The organism is Burkholderia sp. HMSC10F09, from assembly GCF_001806955.1.
Classification (GTDB): Bacteria; Pseudomonadota; Gammaproteobacteria; order Burkholderiales; family Burkholderiaceae; genus Burkholderia; species Burkholderia multivorans.
Genome location: NZ_KV786767.1, coordinates 1 through 15,780, shown reverse-complemented (window position 1 = coordinate 15,780; position 15,780 = coordinate 1). Strand labels below are relative to the sequence as shown.

General features: G+C 66.8%; 12 protein-coding genes. 2 read left to right on the top strand and 10 right to left on the bottom strand.

Annotated elements, in window-relative coordinates:
* Positions 1 to 29 precede the first annotated feature (29 nt).
* From HMPREF3115_RS17430 to aceK, 3 genes are all read right to left on the bottom strand, one after another.
* Complete coding sequence (locus HMPREF3115_RS17430; RefSeq protein ID WP_006407101.1) at positions 30 to 707, bottom strand: SDR family oxidoreductase; 678 nt, start codon at positions 705 to 707, stop codon at positions 30 to 32.
* Positions 708 to 801: 94 nt separating this feature from the next.
* Complete coding sequence (gene can / locus HMPREF3115_RS17425) at positions 802 to 1,569, bottom strand: carbonate dehydratase (RefSeq protein ID WP_035488935.1); 768 nt, start codon at positions 1,567 to 1,569, stop codon at positions 802 to 804.
* Positions 1,570 to 1,622: 53 nt separating this feature from the next.
* Positions 1,623 to 3,440: a bifunctional isocitrate dehydrogenase kinase/phosphatase gene (gene aceK / locus HMPREF3115_RS17420; RefSeq protein WP_070555356.1), complete on the bottom strand. Its 1,818-nt coding sequence runs from the start codon at positions 3,438 to 3,440 to the stop codon at positions 1,623 to 1,625.
* A 315-nt stretch (positions 3,441 to 3,755) separates the two neighbouring features.
* On the opposite strand from aceK, the gene HMPREF3115_RS17415 reads away from it, so the two are divergent.
* Positions 3,756 to 4,835 carry an MBL fold metallo-hydrolase gene (locus HMPREF3115_RS17415; RefSeq protein WP_006410863.1) on the top strand — a complete coding sequence of 360 codons (1,080 nt, stop codon included), beginning with the start codon at positions 3,756 to 3,758 and terminating at the stop codon, positions 4,833 to 4,835.
* Between the two features lie 82 nt (positions 4,836 to 4,917).
* On the opposite strand, the gene HMPREF3115_RS17410 is transcribed toward HMPREF3115_RS17415, so the two are convergent.
* The 5 genes from HMPREF3115_RS17410 to argS all read right to left on the bottom strand — a co-directional run bounded on the left by HMPREF3115_RS17410 (position 4,918) and on the right by argS (position 11,215).
* On the bottom strand, positions 4,918 to 6,513 hold the full coding sequence (locus HMPREF3115_RS17410) for an ABC transporter substrate-binding protein (protein ID WP_070555354.1): 1,596 nt from the start codon (positions 6,511 to 6,513) through the stop codon (positions 4,918 to 4,920).
* Between the two features lie 390 nt (positions 6,514 to 6,903).
* On the bottom strand, positions 6,904 to 7,677 hold the full coding sequence (locus HMPREF3115_RS17405; RefSeq protein WP_006407096.1) for an SDR family oxidoreductase: 774 nt from the start codon (positions 7,675 to 7,677) through the stop codon (positions 6,904 to 6,906).
* Positions 7,678 to 7,696: 19 nt separating this feature from the next.
* Positions 7,697 to 8,335, bottom strand: a complete 639-nt coding sequence (locus HMPREF3115_RS17400; RefSeq protein WP_006398112.1) for a thiol:disulfide interchange protein DsbA/DsbL — start codon at positions 8,333 to 8,335, stop codon at positions 7,697 to 7,699.
* Between the two features lie 69 nt (positions 8,336 to 8,404).
* Complete coding sequence (locus HMPREF3115_RS17395) at positions 8,405 to 9,280, bottom strand: SPOR domain-containing protein (RefSeq protein WP_070555351.1); 876 nt, start codon at positions 9,278 to 9,280, stop codon at positions 8,405 to 8,407.
* A gap of 138 nt (positions 9,281 to 9,418) precedes the next feature.
* Positions 9,419 to 11,215, bottom strand: coding sequence for an arginine--tRNA ligase (argS, locus tag HMPREF3115_RS17390; protein WP_070555348.1), 1,797 nt, complete (start codon positions 11,213 to 11,215; stop codon positions 9,419 to 9,421).
* Between the two features lie 201 nt (positions 11,216 to 11,416).
* Here argS and HMPREF3115_RS17385 point away from each other — a divergent pair, with 201 nt between their 5' ends.
* Positions 11,417 to 11,740, top strand: a complete 324-nt coding sequence (locus HMPREF3115_RS17385) for a DUF1840 domain-containing protein (RefSeq protein WP_006407093.1) — start codon at positions 11,417 to 11,419, stop codon at positions 11,738 to 11,740.
* 107 nt (positions 11,741 to 11,847) lie between these two features.
* On the opposite strand, the gene metH is transcribed toward HMPREF3115_RS17385, so the two are convergent.
* Both metH and HMPREF3115_RS17375 read right to left on the bottom strand, forming a co-directional pair.
* Positions 11,848 to 14,565, bottom strand: a complete 2,718-nt coding sequence (gene metH / locus HMPREF3115_RS17380; RefSeq protein WP_053296782.1) for a methionine synthase — start codon at positions 14,563 to 14,565, stop codon at positions 11,848 to 11,850.
* 46 nt (positions 14,566 to 14,611) lie between these two features.
* Complete coding sequence (locus tag HMPREF3115_RS17375) at positions 14,612 to 15,682, bottom strand: homocysteine S-methyltransferase family protein (protein ID WP_006398117.1); 1,071 nt, start codon at positions 15,680 to 15,682, stop codon at positions 14,612 to 14,614.
* Between the last annotated feature and the right edge of the window lie 98 nt (positions 15,683 to 15,780).

The following is a 15,780-nucleotide window of genomic DNA, read 5'->3' as shown; positions in this document are numbered from 1 at the left end:
AATTAACGACGAAGCGTTGTGAACGGCGCTCACCAGCTCAGCTCTACGCCGTCGTACTGGAAGAATCGGCCGTTCGACTGCGAGACGTCGGCGCCGGCCTCGGCAATGACGCGGCGCATGCCCGTCACGCTCGTCGCCGGATCGATTGCGGCCTGCGCGCCGCCCATGTCGGTGCGCACCCAGCCCGGGTGCAGCGAAATGCAGGCGGCATGGCGCGTCTGCAGCGACGCGATGCGCAGCACGTCGTTCAGTGCGGCCTTGCTCGCGCGATAGAGCCAGCCGGTCGTGCCGGTCGCCTCCGAGATGCTGCCCATCCGGCTCGACACGACGGCGAGTACGCCGCGCGCGTCCTCGACGAGCGGCAGCAGGATCGGCAGCAATTGCATCGGCCCGCGCACGTTCGTATGCATGACCGTATCGAAATCGTCGGAGGCGATCGTCTCGACGCCTTCGGTGCGCGGCCCGTAGATGCCCGATACGACGACGGCCACATCGAGCCGTTCGCCGTCGAGCTGCCAGCCGAGCGCGGCGATCTGCTCGGGCTGCGTGATGTCGAGCGCATGCGCGTGCGCGCCGAGCGCGCGCAGCGCTGCGAGCGACGCGTCGTCGCGCGCCGTCGCGATCACGTTCCAGCCGTCGCGCCGGTATTGCCGGACGAACTCGCGGCCGAGGCCGCGCGATGCGCCGACGATCAGTACGGTTTTCATGTTCGCCGCTCCTTTTACGGTGCGATGCCGGCGCGTCGCGGGACGATCGCGGCGCGCGACGCGATGGGTGCGTCGCGACGCGCGCGTTCGGCGCTCAGCAGTTGCCGTCGCCGTGCTTCAGCGTATCGGCGACCGACTGCGCGACCGCATCGAGCCGCGCGGCGTCGGCCGCGATGATGTCGTTGTCCGGCGCGTGTTCGCCGCGCGCGGTCAGCGACGCGACGCAGCGCCGATACGTCTCCTCGAGCGAATCGAAGTTCGACACGGCCATCCCGAGGTTGCGCATCCGGCCGTCGTGCACGCCGTACACGAGTGCATGCACGGTCAGCGACTGGCCGCGCGCCCATGCGTCGTTGACGATCGTCGTGCGGCAGACGTTGACGACCTGCTCGATCGCGTTCAGCTCGATCAGGCGGCGATAGCGCGCTTCGCCGACCGGCCATTCGTCGAGCAGCGCCGCGTGGCGCTCGCGCACGTCCTGCACGTGGTGCAGCCAGTTGTCGGCGAGGCCGACGCGGCGGTTGTGCAGCGCCGCGTTCACGCCCGAGCAGCCGTAGTGGCCGACCACCATGATGTGCTTCACGCGCAGGATGTCGACCGCGAACTGGATCACCGACAGGCAGTTCAGGTCGGTGTGGACGACGACGTTCGCGATGTTGCGGTGGACGAACACTTCGCCCGGCGGCAGGCCGATGATCTGGTTCGCCGGCACGCGCGAGTCGGAACAGCCGATCCACAGGTACTCCGGCGCCTGCTGATCGGCGAGGCGCGCGAAGAACTGCGGATCGTCGGCGAGTTGGCGCTTGACCCAGGCGTCGTTGTTGTCGAACAGGTGGGAGAGCGGGTGATCTTGGGTATTCATCGTGGTGGTGTCCGTCATCGTGAATCGTTCGATATCGGTTCGGGTGAAACACATCAGGCCGCACGCTGCGCGCCACGCGCCGGCACACGCTCGTCCGTCGCGCCGAAGCGCTCCGGATAGCGTACGCAGAAGCGCAGCGACGCATCGTACGGAAAGAAATCGGGCAGTTCGCCCTGCAGCAGCTTGTCCTTGCTCGCCTGCCACAGCGCCGGATCGAAGAAGTCGGCGTGATGCTTGAGAAACGCGGCGCGCACGCGCGGATCGCCGAGCAGGAACGGACCGTAAGTCTCGGGAAAGATATCGTGCGGGCCGACGGTATACCACGGTTCGCCGGACAGCTCGTCTTCTTCGTTGCGCGGCGGCGGCACGCGGCGCACGTTGCAGTCGGTCAGGTACTCGATCTCGTCGTAGTCGTAGAACACGACGCGGCCGTGGCGCGTGACGCCGAAATTCTTGTACAGCATGTCGCCGGGGAAGATGTTGGCCTTCATCAACTCCTTTACCGCGTTGCCGTATTCCTTCACGCCGTGCTCGACTTCCGCGTCGGTGCCGTTCTGCAAATAGAGGTTCAGCGGCGTCATCCGGCGCTCGATGTACAGATGCTTGATCACGAGATTGTCGCCCTCGTACTCGAGCAGCGACGGGACTTCCTTCTCGAGTTCGCGCACCAGCGCGTGATCGAGCCGCGCGAGCGGCAGCGCGACGCTCGAATATTCGAGCGTGTCGGCCATGCGTCCGAGCCGGTCGTGGCGCTTCACGAGCAGATACTTCTCCATGATCTGCCGGCGCGTCGTTTCCTTCGGCGGCGGGAAGTGATCCTTGATGATCTTGAACACATACGGGAACGACGGCAGCGTGAACACGAGCATCACGAGGCCCTTGATCCCCGGCGCGACGATGAAGCGGTCGCTCGAATGCGACAGGTGATGCAGCAGGTCGCGGTAGAACAGGTTCTTGCCCTGCTTCTGCAGCCCGACCGACGTGTAGATCTCGGCCTTCGGCTTGCCAGGCATGATCGTGCAGAGGAAATCGACGTACGCGGACGGCACGTCCATGTCGACGAGGAAGTACGAGTGCGAGAAGCTGAAGATGATCTGCAGCAGGTCGCGGCGCAGCAGCACGGTGTCGAGCGCGAGCAGCCCGGGCCGCACGTGGCGGATCGGCACCGCGAACGGCAGCACGCGATCGGCGTTGATGATGCGGCCGACGATATACGCGCTCTTGTTGCGGAAGAACAGCGACGACAGCACGTGGATCTGGAAATTCGGCGCTTCGTCGAAGCGGCCGAATTCGTCGTGGATCGCCTGCATCACGCACGCGATGTCGCGCGCGAGATCCTCGAACGGCGGCTCGAGCTGGAAGTTCGTGACGATCCGTTCGAGCGTGACCGCCAGCCCGTCGGTGCCCGGATAGTACGCGCGATACGTCGGCTTCGCGGCCGGCTCGTCGTTCTCGAGGTATTCGGTCGAGATCGCCGGGCGCACGAAGATGAAGTCGTTGTTGAAATACGACCGGTGCAGGATCTTGCAGCACACCGAATTGAAGAAGGTTTCCGCGCACTCGGGCTGGCGGTGCGACGTCAGCAGACCGATGTAATGGAGCTTGATCTGCTGCCAGACTTCGTCGTCGATGCTCTCCGCGTCGTATTCGTCCTGCAGCACCTCGACGCACTCCTGCACGCGCTCGTCGTACGACGTGATCCGCTCGCGCGCGAGCCGCTGCAGCCCATGCCAGTCGGCGCGCTCGAACAGCGCCTTCGCTTCGACGGCCGCTTCGCGGAAGATCCGGTAGTGGCGGTCGAAGTACTCGAGCATCGACTGTGCGACGTCGAAGCCGATCTGCGACGACAGCAGTTTGGGGAAGTGATTCATTGCGTGCAGGCTCGCTCAAAAGGGGCGGGGGACTGTTCGCTCCAGGCGCCATTTTAGCGCCCAAGTCGCCGTTTCCATGACACCCGGCGCGGCACGCCCGCGTGCGCGAATCGGCATGTTGGCGGCCGTTCGGCGCCGTTCGGAGCATCTTCGCGCAATGATGCCGCTACTGAGCCGATTCCGGCACGAACTTTTTTCGTGCGTCGGCGCCGCGCCCGCTACGGGTTTTGCGCCGCAGCGATAGAATCGACGCAACGCCCGCGGCGGCTTGGCCGTCCGCGCTTCGCACCGACATAACGACGAGACGCCCCACCGATGAACGCACTGGAACACCAACTCGACTATCCGTTCGCCGACACGCTGCCCGCCGCGGGCGACACGTTCGAGGTCGCGCCCGGCGTGCGCTGGCTGCGCATGCCGCTGCCGTTTTCGCTCGATCACATCAACCTGTGGCTGCTGCGCGACGAGATCGACGGGCAGGCGGGCTGGACCGTGGTCGACTGCGGGATCGCATCGGACGCGATCCGCACGCATTGGGAACAGATCTTCGACGCGCACCTCGACGGCCTGCCGGTGCTGCGCGTGATCGTCACGCACTGCCATCCCGATCACTTCGGTCTCGCGAACTGGCTCTGCGAAGGCGGCGACAAGCGGCGCTGGAATGTGCGGCTATGGATGACGCTCGGCGAATACATGTTCGGCTGCCTGATGGCGGCCGGCAACGGATCGAACGCAGGCGGCGCGGCTGCGGCCGACCATTTCGCGCGCCACGGGCTGACGGACGCCGCGTCGCTCGACAAGCTGCGCAACCGCCGCAGCTATTACTCGGACCTCGTGCCTGCCGTGCCGCCGCGCTACCGGCGCCTGCGCGACGGCGACGCCGTGACGATCGGCACGCGCACGTGGCGCGTCGTGACCGGCTACGGCCATTCGCCTGAACATTGCGCGCTGCACAGCGAAGCGGACGGCGTGCTGATTTCGGGCGACATGGTGCTGCCGCGGATCTCGACGAACGTGTCGGTGTTCGATCTGGAGCCGGAAGCGAACCCGCTCGCGCTCTATCTGCAGTCGCTCGGCCGCTACGAGACGATGGCGCCCGACACGCTCGTGCTGCCGTCGCACGGCAAGCCGTTTCGCGGCGTGCGCACGCGCATCGCGCAGCTGCGCGCGCATCACGACGCGCGGCTCGACGAAGTGCGCGTCGCGTGCGCGGAACGGCCGATGAGCGCGGCCGACATCGTGCCGATCATGTTCCGCCGCCGCGAGCTCGATATCCATCAGATGACGTTCGCGCTCGGCGAAGCGATCGCCCATCTGAACCTGCTGTGGCTGGCCGGCGAACTCGTACGCGAGCAGGGCGACGACGGCGTGCTGCGGTTCCGCATCGCGCGCTGAGCGAGCGCGCTTCTCGCCTCACGCGTGCACGGGCTGCATCGCGCCGCAGCGGCGCGAGCCGCTGCCCGCGCGTGCCGCGGCGTTACTGCACCGCGACCGTCGCGAAGTTCTGCCGTCCGAACGGACTCACGCGATAGCCGCTGACGTTCGCGCGCGTGAGGGCGGCGGCGGTCGGATAGCCGAGGGGAATCCACAGCGCCTGGTCGTGAATGATCTTCTGCGCGGATTCGTACAGTTTCGTGCGCTTGCCCTGATCGGCCGTCGCCTTGCCCTCGGCGATCAGCTTGTCGAGCTGCGCATCGCAGAAGCGCGCGAAGTTGATGCCCGACTTCACCGCGTTGCAGCTGAACAGCGGCGTCAGATAGTTGTCCGGATCGCCGTTGTCGCCGGCCCAGCCCATGAACAGCATGTCATGCTGGCCGAGCTTCGCCTGCTTGATCAGTTCGCCCCATTCGATGACCTTCACGTCGGCCTTCACGCCGATCTTCGCGAGGTCGGCCTGCAGCAGCTCGGCGCCCGCCTTCGGGTTCGGGTTCAGCACGCTGCCGGTCGGACGCGTCCAGATCGTCGTCGAGAAGCCGTTCGGGAAGCCGGCCTGCGCGAGCAGCTGCTTCGCCTTCGCCGGATCGTACGGATACGGCGCGACGTCCTTCGCGTAGCTCCACGTGTTCGGCGGATACGGGTTGTTGGCGGCCGTCGCGGTGTTGTCGAACACGACCTTCAGGTAGGTCGCGCGATCGAACGCGAGGTTCAGCGCTTCGCGCACCTTCGCGTTGTCGAGCGGCTTCTTCTGCGTGTTCAGCGCGACGAACGCCGTCATGAACGCGGGCGTCTGCACGACCTTCAGCGCGCTTTCGCCCTTCGCGGCAAGCACGTCCTGCGGCTTCGGCGACAGCGCGATCTGGCATTCGCCGGCCTTCAGCTTCTGCAGGCGAACCGACGGATCGGGCGTGATCGCGTAAATCAGCCGGTCGACCTTCGGCTTTGCGCCCCAGTACGACGGATTCACGTCGTAGCGGATCAGCGCGTCCTTCGTGTAGCTCTTCAGCACGAACGGGCCGGTGCCGATCGGCTTCGCGTTCAGGTCGATCTGCTTGCCGGCCTTCAGCAGCTGGTCCGCGTATTCGGCCGAGTAGATCGACGCGAAGCCCATCGTCAGGATCGGCACGAAGGTCGCGTTCGGTTCGTTCAGCACGAACTTCACCGTGAGATCGTCGACCTTCGAGACCGACTTCACGAGCTTCGCGAGCCCCATCGACTGCGCGTGCGGGAAGCCGCTCGCGCCGGCGACCTTGTGCCACGGATTCGCGTCGTCGAGCATCCGGCTGAACGTGAACACGACATCGTCGGCGTTGAGCGGGCGGCTCGGCTTGAAGTAGTCGGTCGTCTGGAACGCAACGTTCGGACGCAGATGGAACGTGTACGTGAGGCCGTCCGCGCTCGCTTCCCACTTGTCGGCGAGCGCCGGCGCGACCTTCTTCGCGGCTTCGTCGTACGACACGAGCGTGTTGAAGATCACGTCGGCCGACGCATTCGTCGTGACGAGCGAGTTGTACTGGACGACGTCGAAGCCGTCCGGGCTCGACTCGGTGCAGACGGTGAGCGGCTTGGCCGCGACGAGGCCGGGGGCGGCGAGTGCGGCGGCGACGGCGGCCGCGGCGAACAGCTTGACCTGCATGGAATCTCCCTCGTGACTTGTGCGTTCTGCGGATGACGAATGGCCGGCGCGCGATCACGGCGGCGGGCCGGCGCGGCTGCCGGATAGCATACCGTCAAAGCGCGCGCGGCGTGAAAAAAGGCGACCGAACGCGGCGAATTGGCGGGAATACGGCTGCGTTGGCGCCGGAACGGCTGCCGGGGCGGCGAAAGAGCGGTGGGTAGCGGTGCGGACAGCGGAGCGAGTAGCGGCGGTGCAGGGCCGTTGCGAACAGCGGAAAAGCGATCACACGGCAGTGCGGTGAGATGCGATTCGGCAGGAGGAAGGCGAGCGTGAGCTGCAACAGCACCGTTGCACGCCCGCGTTCGACGCGCGTTGGTCAACGGCGCGCACGCCGAGCGGCGGGGAAAGTCAGTGCGCGCGGGCTCTCGGCTTGCGCGGCGCCTTTTCGAACAGACGGTCGTACAGCCAGCGCGGCAGCACGTGCAGCACCTTCGCGACGACGCCCATCTGCCACGGAATCACGCGGAACGCGTGCTTGCGCGCGATCGCGCGGGCCGCTTGGGCGGCGAACCGGTCGGCGTCCATCAGGAACGGCATCGGGTAAGGGTTGTGCTCGGTCATTGGCGTGCGGATGTAGCCGGGCGCGATCGTCACGACCGCGACACCGGCCGGGCGCAGTTCCACGCGTAGTGCCTCGAGATACTTGATCGCCGCCGATTTCGACGCGCTGTACGCACCGGAGCCGGGCAGCCCGCGCACGCCGGCAACGCTCGCGACGCCGACCAGCGTGCCGTGGCGCGCGGCCGTCATCGGACCGACGAACGGCTCGAACGTCGCGACCATGCCGTAGTAGTTGATGTCCATCACGTCGCGGAACGCGGCGAGATCGCCCTGGCCCGTCACCGCGCCCTGGCTGATGCCGGCGTTCGCGATCACGACGTCCGGGCAGCCGTGCGCGGCGATGAACGACGCGGCCGCGGCGGCGAGCGCGTCGGCATCGCGCACGTCGGCGCGGTAGACGGAAACGGAGAGTTTCGGAAAGCGTCGCGCGAACGCATCGAGTGCGTCGGTGCGTCGCGCGACGAGGGCGAGGACGGCGCCCTGGCGGGCGTATTCCTCGGCCATTGCGAGGCCGAGGCCGCTCGACGCGCCGGTGATGAAGACCTTCAGCGGAGTAGTCATGCCGGCGCGCGGGCGGGGATCAGAGCTTCTTGTCCTGAACCTGCTTCACGAGGAAGTCGAGCACCTGCGCGGTACCCGGGATGCTGTTCGTGTAGGCGGGGCCCGTCTTGTACTTGCCCTGGACGACGATCGTCGGCACGCCGTCGATCGCGTAGTTCTTCAGCAGCTCGGCCGACTGCTTGACCTGGCCTTGCACGCTGAACGAGTTGTACGCATCCATGAACTGCTTCTTGTCGACGCCCTGCGTCGCGAGGAAGTCGGCCTGTGCCTGCGGCGTCAGCAGATAGTTCTTCTGCTTGTGGATCGCGTTGAAGATCGCCGGCGTGACCTTCTCGGCGATGCCGAGCGCGGACACCGCGTAATAGAGCCGCGAGTGCGGCACGAAATCGTCGCGGAACGCGACCGGCACGCGCTTGAACTCGATGTTGCCGCCTTGCTTCTTCACCCACGCTTCGATCGTCGGCTCGAACTCGTAGCAGTGCGGGCAGCCGTACCAGAAGAACTCGATCACTTCGACCTTGCCGGCCGGCGCGGACACCGGCTGCGGCGACTTCATCACCTCGAAGTCCTTGCCGGCGACGGGCGCCGCCGGCGACGCCTGCGCGAAGCCGGCCGCGAGGCCCAGGGACAGAAGAAGCGTGCTAAGCAGTTTTTTCATGTTGTGTACGTCGAATCGGTTGTTCGGGTTACGAAACGTAACGGGTTCTGCGTGGGCGCGGCCGGATGCTTACTGCTTCGTGAAACGGATCACTGCCGTGTCGACACCAGCGTCGGACAGGCGCTGACGGGCCGAGTTCATATCCTCGAACTTCGAGAACGGGCCGACACGCACGCGGAAATACGTGACGCCGCTCACGTCGCGCTTCGACACCTTCGATTCGAAGCCCTGGAAGCCGAGACGCGCACGCTGCTGCTCGGCGTCGCTTTCGGTCTTGTAAGCGCCGACCTGCAGGAAGTAGCCCGTGTTCGCATCGTTCGCGGTCGGCGGCTTGGCTGCAGCGGTGGTCGACGATGTCGACGAAGTCGGCTTCGCCGTGTTCGCCGCCTGCTGTTGCTGCTGCTGTTGCTTCTGCGCGGCGGCCTGCTGCTGCGCCTGCTTTTGTGCGGCGAAACGTCCGAGGTCGTCGTCGGCCGCGGGCGGCTGCGGCTTCTTCGGCGGCGGATTGTCGGCGGTCTTCGGCGGGACCGCGACACCGTTGTTCGACCCGTTGTTCGACGCCGTCGTGCCGCTCGAACCGGTGCTGCCGGTGTTGCCCGACGGCGGCACTTCGACGATCTGCGGCTCGGGCAGCAACCCGCCTTGCGTCTGGTTCGCGGCCTGGCCCGGCGCGGTGTTCGGCGGTGCCGGCTGCGCGGCTTGCGGCACCGGCTGGCCGGGCGTCTTGCCTTGCAGCGCGCGGTTCGGATCGAACGGCTGCGCCTGGCTCGCGCCGTTGTCGGCGGGCGGCGGCGCGACCTTCGACACGAACGGCGACGGCGAACGCGTGATATAGAGCGCCACCACCACGGCGATCGCGAGGCCGACGATCAGGCCCAGCACGATGCCCAGAAATGTTCCTCCGGCTTGTTTCGATTGCTTCGACGTGCGGCGTGGTTGTGCCATTGCTTGAGTCACCTGCAAAAAGAATCGTGAAAAGGTCGCGGCACGCACACCTGCGCACGCGTGCCTGCCGGAGGCACGCATGCGGCGCGTGCGCGCCGCGGGCGCTGCCGCGGCCGTTCGCCGGCCGCGTCGGGCCGCTTACATCTTGGCGGGCGCGGACACGCCGAGCATCGCCAGCCCGTTCTCGAGCACCTGCCGCGTGGCCGCGAGCAGCGCGGCGCGCGCGTTGCGCGGCGCTTCGTCGTCGACCAGCACGCGCTCCGCATTGTAGAACGAGTGGAATTCGCCAGCGAGATCGCGCAGGTAGAACGCGACCGCATGCGGCGCGAGCTCGTTCGCCGCGTGCGTGAGCATGTCCGGATACTCGGCGAGCTTCTGCATCAGCGACGCGGCCTGCGGGCTCGTGAGCTGCGACAGGTCCGCCTGCGGCAGTTGCGCGAGCTCGCCGTTGTAGCGCGACTTCCACTCGTTGAGCACCGAGCAGATCCGCGCATGCGCGTACTGCACGTAGTAGACCGGGTTTTCGTCGTTCTGTTTCAGCGCGAGATCGATGTCGAACACGAACTCGGTATCGGCCTTGCGCGAGATCAGGAAGAAGCGCACCGCGTCGCGGCCGCGCGTGATGGTCGCTTCGTCGATCAGATCGGGCGCCGCCTCCTGGCCCGGCGCCGCGCCGCCCGACCATTCGATCAGGTCGCGCACCGTCACGTAGCTGCCCGCGCGCTTCGAGATCTTCACTTCCTGGCCGTCGCGCATCACGGTGACCATCTTGTGCAGCACGTAGTCGGGGTAGCCCTTCGGGATGCCGATGTGCAGCCCCTGCAGGCCGGCGCGCACGCGCGCGATCGTGCCGTGGTGGTCGGAGCCCTGGATGTTGATGACCTTCGTGAAGCCGCGCTCCCACTTCGTCACGTGATACGCGACGTCCGGCACGAAGTACGTATACGTGCCGTCGGACTTGCGCATCACGCGGTCCTTGTCGTCGCCTTCGTCGGTCGTGCGCAGCCACAGCGCGCCGTCCTGCTCGTAGGTCATGCCGGCCTTGATCAGCGCGTCGACCGTCTTCTCGACGCGGCCCTCGCTGTACAGCGACGACTCGAGGTAGTACTGGTCGAACTTCACGCCGAACGCCTGCAGATCCATGTCCTGCTCGCGGCGCAGATACGCGACCGCGAACTTGCGGATCGCGTCGAGATCGTCGACGTCGCCCGCGCCCTTCACGGGCTCGCCGTCCTTCGCGGCGACCGTCTCGCCGTTCATGTAGTCGCGCGCGATGTCGGCGATGTATTCGCCGTTGTAGGCGGCTTCCGGCCAGCCGGCGTCGCCGGGCTTCAGCCCGCGCGCGCGCGCCTGCGTCGAGATCGCGAGGTTGCCGATCTGCACGCCCGCGTCGTTGTAGTAGAACTCGCGGTGCACCGCATAGCCCTGGCTCGCGATCACGTTCGCGAGCGCATCGCCGAGCGCCGCCTGACGGCCGTGGCCGACGTGCAGCGGGCCGGTCGGGTTCGCCGACACGAATTCGAGCAGCACGCGCTTGCCCTTTTCGCGATCCGACGTGCCGAACGCGCGGCCCTGCTCGAGCACCGCGCCGATCACGGCCTGCTTGGCCGCGGCGCTGAGCCGCAGGTTGATGAAGCCGGGACCGGCGATCTCGGCGCTCTCGACGAGGCCTTGCGCGCCCGGCTGGGCGGTGAGCGCCGCGACGATTTTCTCGGCGAGCTGGCGCGGATTCGTGCCGAGCGGCTTCGCGAGCTGCATCGCGACGTTGCATGCGACGTCGCCGTGCGCGGCAACCTTCGGTCGCTCGAGCGTGATCGCGGGGGCGACGAACGCGACGCCGGCGTTTGCCGCGTCGGCGCCTTTCAGCGCGTGTGCGACCTGCTGAACGCTATCCGCGAGCAGGGCTTCGAGGGTCTGTTTTTGTGCTGGCAGCATGCTGATAGGAGGCTTCGTTGGTGGCGGACGGCCGGGCCGGCCCGCCGGCGCGCCGCAGCGGCGCGCGTTTCAGGGATCGCAGAATTTTAACAGGTGCTAATATGCCGCTCAGGCGCCCCGCGTCCGCGAGGCCGGACGCCGGTCTGCCGGCGTTCCGCAACGCGCGCCCCGCAGGCACAACAAGATGAAAAGGGAATTGTCATGATTACGTTCAAGAGCAAGGCGGCACAGGATCTCGACGTGCTGAAGGATTTCGCCGTGTATGTGCTGGGCCTCGTCGGCAAGCAACTCGGCGAACGCGGCGTGATTACGCACGACGAACTCGATCATGCGATCGCGAAGCTGGAAGACGCGGTCGCGCAGGCGAAGCAGGAGCGCGCCGAGCACGCCGGCCATTTCCATGAAGACGACGCCGACCACGCGCACCACGAAGTGCCGCCGAGCCTCGCGCAGCGCGTCGCGCCGTTCCTCGCGATGCTGCGCGAAGCGAAGGCCGCTCAGGCCGACGTGCACTGGGGCTTCTGAGCGCCACTGCGACCGCCGCCGTCCGCACAAGCCGCAACGAAGCAAAAAGCCCGCGTTCGCGCGGGCTTTTTTTGTCTGACGAAACGGCCGCGGGCGCGCGGCCGCATTCAGAGCTGCGGCGCGAGCGCGCGGCGCGCGTCGTCGAGCGACAGCGCCATCCGGCGCGCGTAGTCCTCGAGCTGATCCTGACCGATTTTCCCGACCGAGAAGTAGCGGCTGTCCGGATGCGCGAGATAGAAACCCGACACGCTCGCGGCCGGCAGCATCGCGAGCGAATCGGTGACGCTCATGCCGATCTCGTCCGCGTGCAGCGCGGTGAACATGTCGCGTTTGACGAGGTGGTCCGGGCATGCCGGATAGCCGGGCGCGGGGCGGATGCCCGTGTACTTTTCGGCGATCAGTGCGTCGTTGTCGAGCGTCTCGTCGCTCGCATAGCCCCACAGCTCGCGGCGCACGCGCGCGTGCATCGCTTCGGCGAACGCTTCCGCGAAGCGGTCCGCGAGCGCCTTCAGCATGATCGCGCTGTAGTCGTCGTGATCGGCTTCGAACTGCTTTTCCTTCGCATCGACACCGAGGCCGGCCGTCACCGCGAACATCCCGATGTAGTCGGCGACGCCCGATTCCTTCGGCGCGATGAAGTCGGCGAGCGAGCGGTTCGGCCGCATCACGCCGTCGACGACGGGACGCACGCTCTGCTGGCGCAGGTTGCGCCACGTGAGCAGCACGTCGGTGCGCGATTCGTCGGTGTAGATCTCGATGTCGTCGTCGTTGACGCTATTCGCCGGCAGCAGCGCGATCACGCCGTTCGCGGTCAGCCAGCGACCCTGGATCAGCCGCGCGAGCATCGACTTCGCGTCGGAGAACACGCGGCGCGCCGATTCGCCGACGATCTCGTCGTTCAGGATCGCCGGGTACGGGCCCGCGAGATCCCAGGTCTGGAAGAACGGACCCCAGTCGATGAAGTTCGCGAGTTCGTTCAGGTCGTAGTTCCTGAATACGCGGCGGCCGATGAACTTCGGCTTCACCGGCGTGTAGTTCGCCCAGTCGATCTTCGTCTTGTTCGCGCGCGCCTCTGCGAGCGTCACCATCGGCTGCGCCTTGCGGTTCGCGTGCTGATCGCGGATCCGCTCGTAGTCGGCCTTCAGCTCGTCGAGGTACTTGGCCGCGCCTTCGTCGGACAGCAGGCTCGATGCGACCGACACCGAGCGCGACGCATCGGGCACGTAGACGACCGGGCCCTCGTAGTTCGGCGCGATCTTCACGGCCGTGTGCACGCGCGACGTCGTCGCGCCGCCGATCAGCAGCGGAATCTTCTTCACGCGGAAATAGTCGTCGCGCTGCATTTCGGAGGCAACGTAGGCCATTTCCTCGAGGCTCGGCGTGATCAGGCCGGACAGCCCGATGATGTCCGCGCCTTCGACCTTCGCCTTCGCGAGGATCTCGTTGCACGGCACCATCACGCCCATGTTGACGACTTCGAAGTTGTTGCACTGGAGCACGACCGACACGATGTTCTTGCCGATGTCGTGCACGTCGCCCTTGACGGTCGCGATCACGATCTTGCCCTTCGCGCGCACGTCGCCGCCCGCTTCCGCGAGCAGCCGCTTTTCTTCCTCGATGAACGGGATCAGATGGGCGACCGCCTGCTTCATCACGCGCGCGGACTTCACGACCTGCGGCAGGAACATCTTGCCCTGGCCGAACAGGTCGCCGACGATGTTCATGCCGTCCATCAGCGGCCCCTCGATCACGTTGATCGGGCGGCCGCCGGCCGCGGCGATCTTCACGCGCGCTTCCTCGGTATCCTCGACGATGAAGTTCGTGATGCCGTGCACGAGCGCGTGCGCGAGCCGCTTCTCGACCGGCTGGTTGCGCCACTCGAGGTTCTCTTCCTTCTTCGCGGCGCCGGTCTTGAACTTGTCGGCGATCTCGAGCAGCCGGTCGGTGGAGTCGGGGCGGCGGTTCAGGATCACGTCCTCGACGCGCTCGCGCAGCTCCGGATCGAGATCCGCATACACGCCGAGCTGGCCCGCGTTGACGATCCCCATGTCCATCCCGGCCTGGATCGCGTGGTAGAGGAACACCGTGTGGATCGCCTCGCGCACCGGATCGTTGCCGCGGAACGAGAACGACACGTTCGAGACGCCGCCGCTCACCTTCGCGTACGGCAGGTTCTGCTTGATCCAGCGCGTCGCTTCGATGAAGTCGACCGCGTAGTTGTTGTGCTCCTCGATGCCGGTCGCGACCGCGAAGATGTTCGGATCGAAGATGATGTCCTCGGGCGGAAAGCCGCAGCGGTTCACGAGCACGTCGTACGAACGCCGGCAGATCTCGGTCTTGCGCGCGAACGTGTCGGCCTGGCCCTGCTCGTCGAATGCCATCACGACGGCCGCCGCGCCGTAGCGGCGGATCAGCTTCGCGTGATGGACGAACGCGTCCTCGCCTTCCTTCAGCGAGATCGAGTTCACGATCGCCTTGCCCTGCACGCACTTGAGACCGGCCTCGATCACGTCCCACTTCGACGAGTCGATCATGATCGGCACGCGCGCGATGTCCGGCTCCGACGCGATCAGGTTCAGGAAGCGCACCATCGCCGCCTTCGAATCGAGCATCGCCTCGTCCATGTTGACGTCGATCACCTGCGCGCCGTTTTCGACCTGCTGGCGCGCGACCGCGAGCGCCTCGTCGAACTGGCCGTTGAGGATCATCCGGGCGAACGCCTTCGAGCCGGTGACGTTGGTGCGTTCGCCGACGTTGATGAAGAGCGTTCCGGACGTGACGTTGAACGGCTCGAGGCCGGCAAGGCGCATCGTGTGATCGGTCATGGCGGTGCGAATTCGTGTAATGAGGGGCGTGCTTCGGGCAGTCGGATCAGGCGGCTTCGCTGTACTGGCTCGGCCAGCGGCGCGGCTTCACGTCGGCGAGCGCCTTTGCGATCTCGGCGATGTGCTCGGGCGTCGTGCCGCAGCAGCCGCCGGCGAGGTTCACGAGGCCGGCTTGCGCGAACTCGCGCAGCAGCCCCGACGTGACGTCGGGCGTCTCGTCGAAGCCGGTTTCGGCCATCGGGTTCGGCAGGCCCGCGTTCGGATAGCACGAGACGAACGTGTCGCAGAGCTTCGCGAGCTCGGCGATGTACGGGCGCATCAGCGCCGCGCCGAGTGCGCAGTTCAGGCCGAACGTGAGCGGCTTCGCGTGGCGCAGCGAATTCCAGAACGCCTCGACGGTCTGGCCCGACAGGATGCGGCCCGACGCGTCGGTCACGGTGCCCGAGATCATGATCGGCAGACGCTCGCCGGTGTCCTCGAACAGCTGGTCGAGCGCAAACAGCGCGGCCTTCGCGTTCAGCGTGTCGAAGATCGTCTCGACGAGGAACAGATCGACGCCGCCGTCGAGCAGCGCCTTCGCCTGCATGTAGTACGCGTCGCGCAGCTCGTCGAACGTCACGTTGCGCGCGCCCGGATCGTTGACGTCGGGCGAGATGCTCGCCGTCTTCGGCGTCGGCCCGATCGCGCCGGCGACGAAGCGCGGCTTGTCGGGCGTCGCGTACTGCGCGGCCGACGCGCGCGCGAGCTTCGCCGATTCGACGTTCATCTCGACGACGAGGTCTTCCATCCCGTAGTCGGCCTGCGCGACCGTCGTCGCGCCGAACGTATTGGTTTCGACGATGTCGGCGCCCGCCGCGAAGTACTGGTCGTGGATCTCGCGGATCACCTGCGGCTGCGTGATCGACAGCAGCTCGTTATTGCCCTTCACGTCGCGCGGGAAATCCTTGAAGCGCTCGCCGCGATACGCGGCTTCGTCGAGCTTGTAGCGCTGGATCATCGTGCCCATCGCGCCGTCGAGGATCAGGATCCGCGATTTCAGCAGCGCGGGCAGTTCGGCGCCGCGCGTGTAGGACGCGTCGAGCGGGGCGGCGGAAGCGGCGGTAGGAGTCGCGGACATGGCGAAAGAGCGGCGAAGACGGGAAACCGACATTGTAGCCGGTGCGCCGCGCGGCCGCCCGGCCTCGCGCGGCGCGGCGCGGCCCGCGATGCGTGGCG

Bases quoted from the DNA above. Each gene is read 5' to 3' on its own strand.
- HMPREF3115_RS17430 (WP_006407101.1), bottom strand. From the start codon at position 707: ATGAAAACCGTACTGATCGTCGGCGCATCGCGCGGCCTCGGCCGCGAG.
- can (WP_035488935.1), bottom strand. From the start codon at position 1,569: ATGAATACCCAAGATCACCCGCTCTCCCACCTGTTCGACAACAACGAC.
- aceK (WP_070555356.1), bottom strand. From the start codon at position 3,440: ATGAATCACTTCCCCAAACTGCTGTCGTCGCAGATCGGCTTCGACGTC.
- HMPREF3115_RS17415 (WP_006410863.1), top strand. From the start codon at position 3,756: ATGAACGCACTGGAACACCAACTCGACTATCCGTTCGCCGACACGCTG.
- HMPREF3115_RS17410 (WP_070555354.1), bottom strand. From the start codon at position 6,513: ATGCAGGTCAAGCTGTTCGCCGCGGCCGCCGTCGCCGCCGCACTCGCC.
- HMPREF3115_RS17405 (WP_006407096.1), bottom strand. From the start codon at position 7,677: ATGACTACTCCGCTGAAGGTCTTCATCACCGGCGCGTCGAGCGGCCTC.
- HMPREF3115_RS17400 (WP_006398112.1), bottom strand. From the start codon at position 8,335: ATGAAAAAACTGCTTAGCACGCTTCTTCTGTCCCTGGGCCTCGCGGCC.
- HMPREF3115_RS17395 (WP_070555351.1), bottom strand. From the start codon at position 9,280: ATGGCACAACCACGCCGCACGTCGAAGCAATCGAAACAAGCCGGAGGA.
- argS (WP_070555348.1), bottom strand. From the start codon at position 11,215: ATGCTGCCAGCACAAAAACAGACCCTCGAAGCCCTGCTCGCGGATAGC.
- HMPREF3115_RS17385 (WP_006407093.1), top strand. From the start codon at position 11,417: ATGATTACGTTCAAGAGCAAGGCGGCACAGGATCTCGACGTGCTGAAG.
- metH (WP_053296782.1), bottom strand. From the start codon at position 14,565: ATGACCGATCACACGATGCGCCTTGCCGGCCTCGAGCCGTTCAACGTC.
- HMPREF3115_RS17375 (WP_006398117.1), bottom strand. From the start codon at position 15,682: ATGTCCGCGACTCCTACCGCCGCTTCCGCCGCCCCGCTCGACGCGTCC.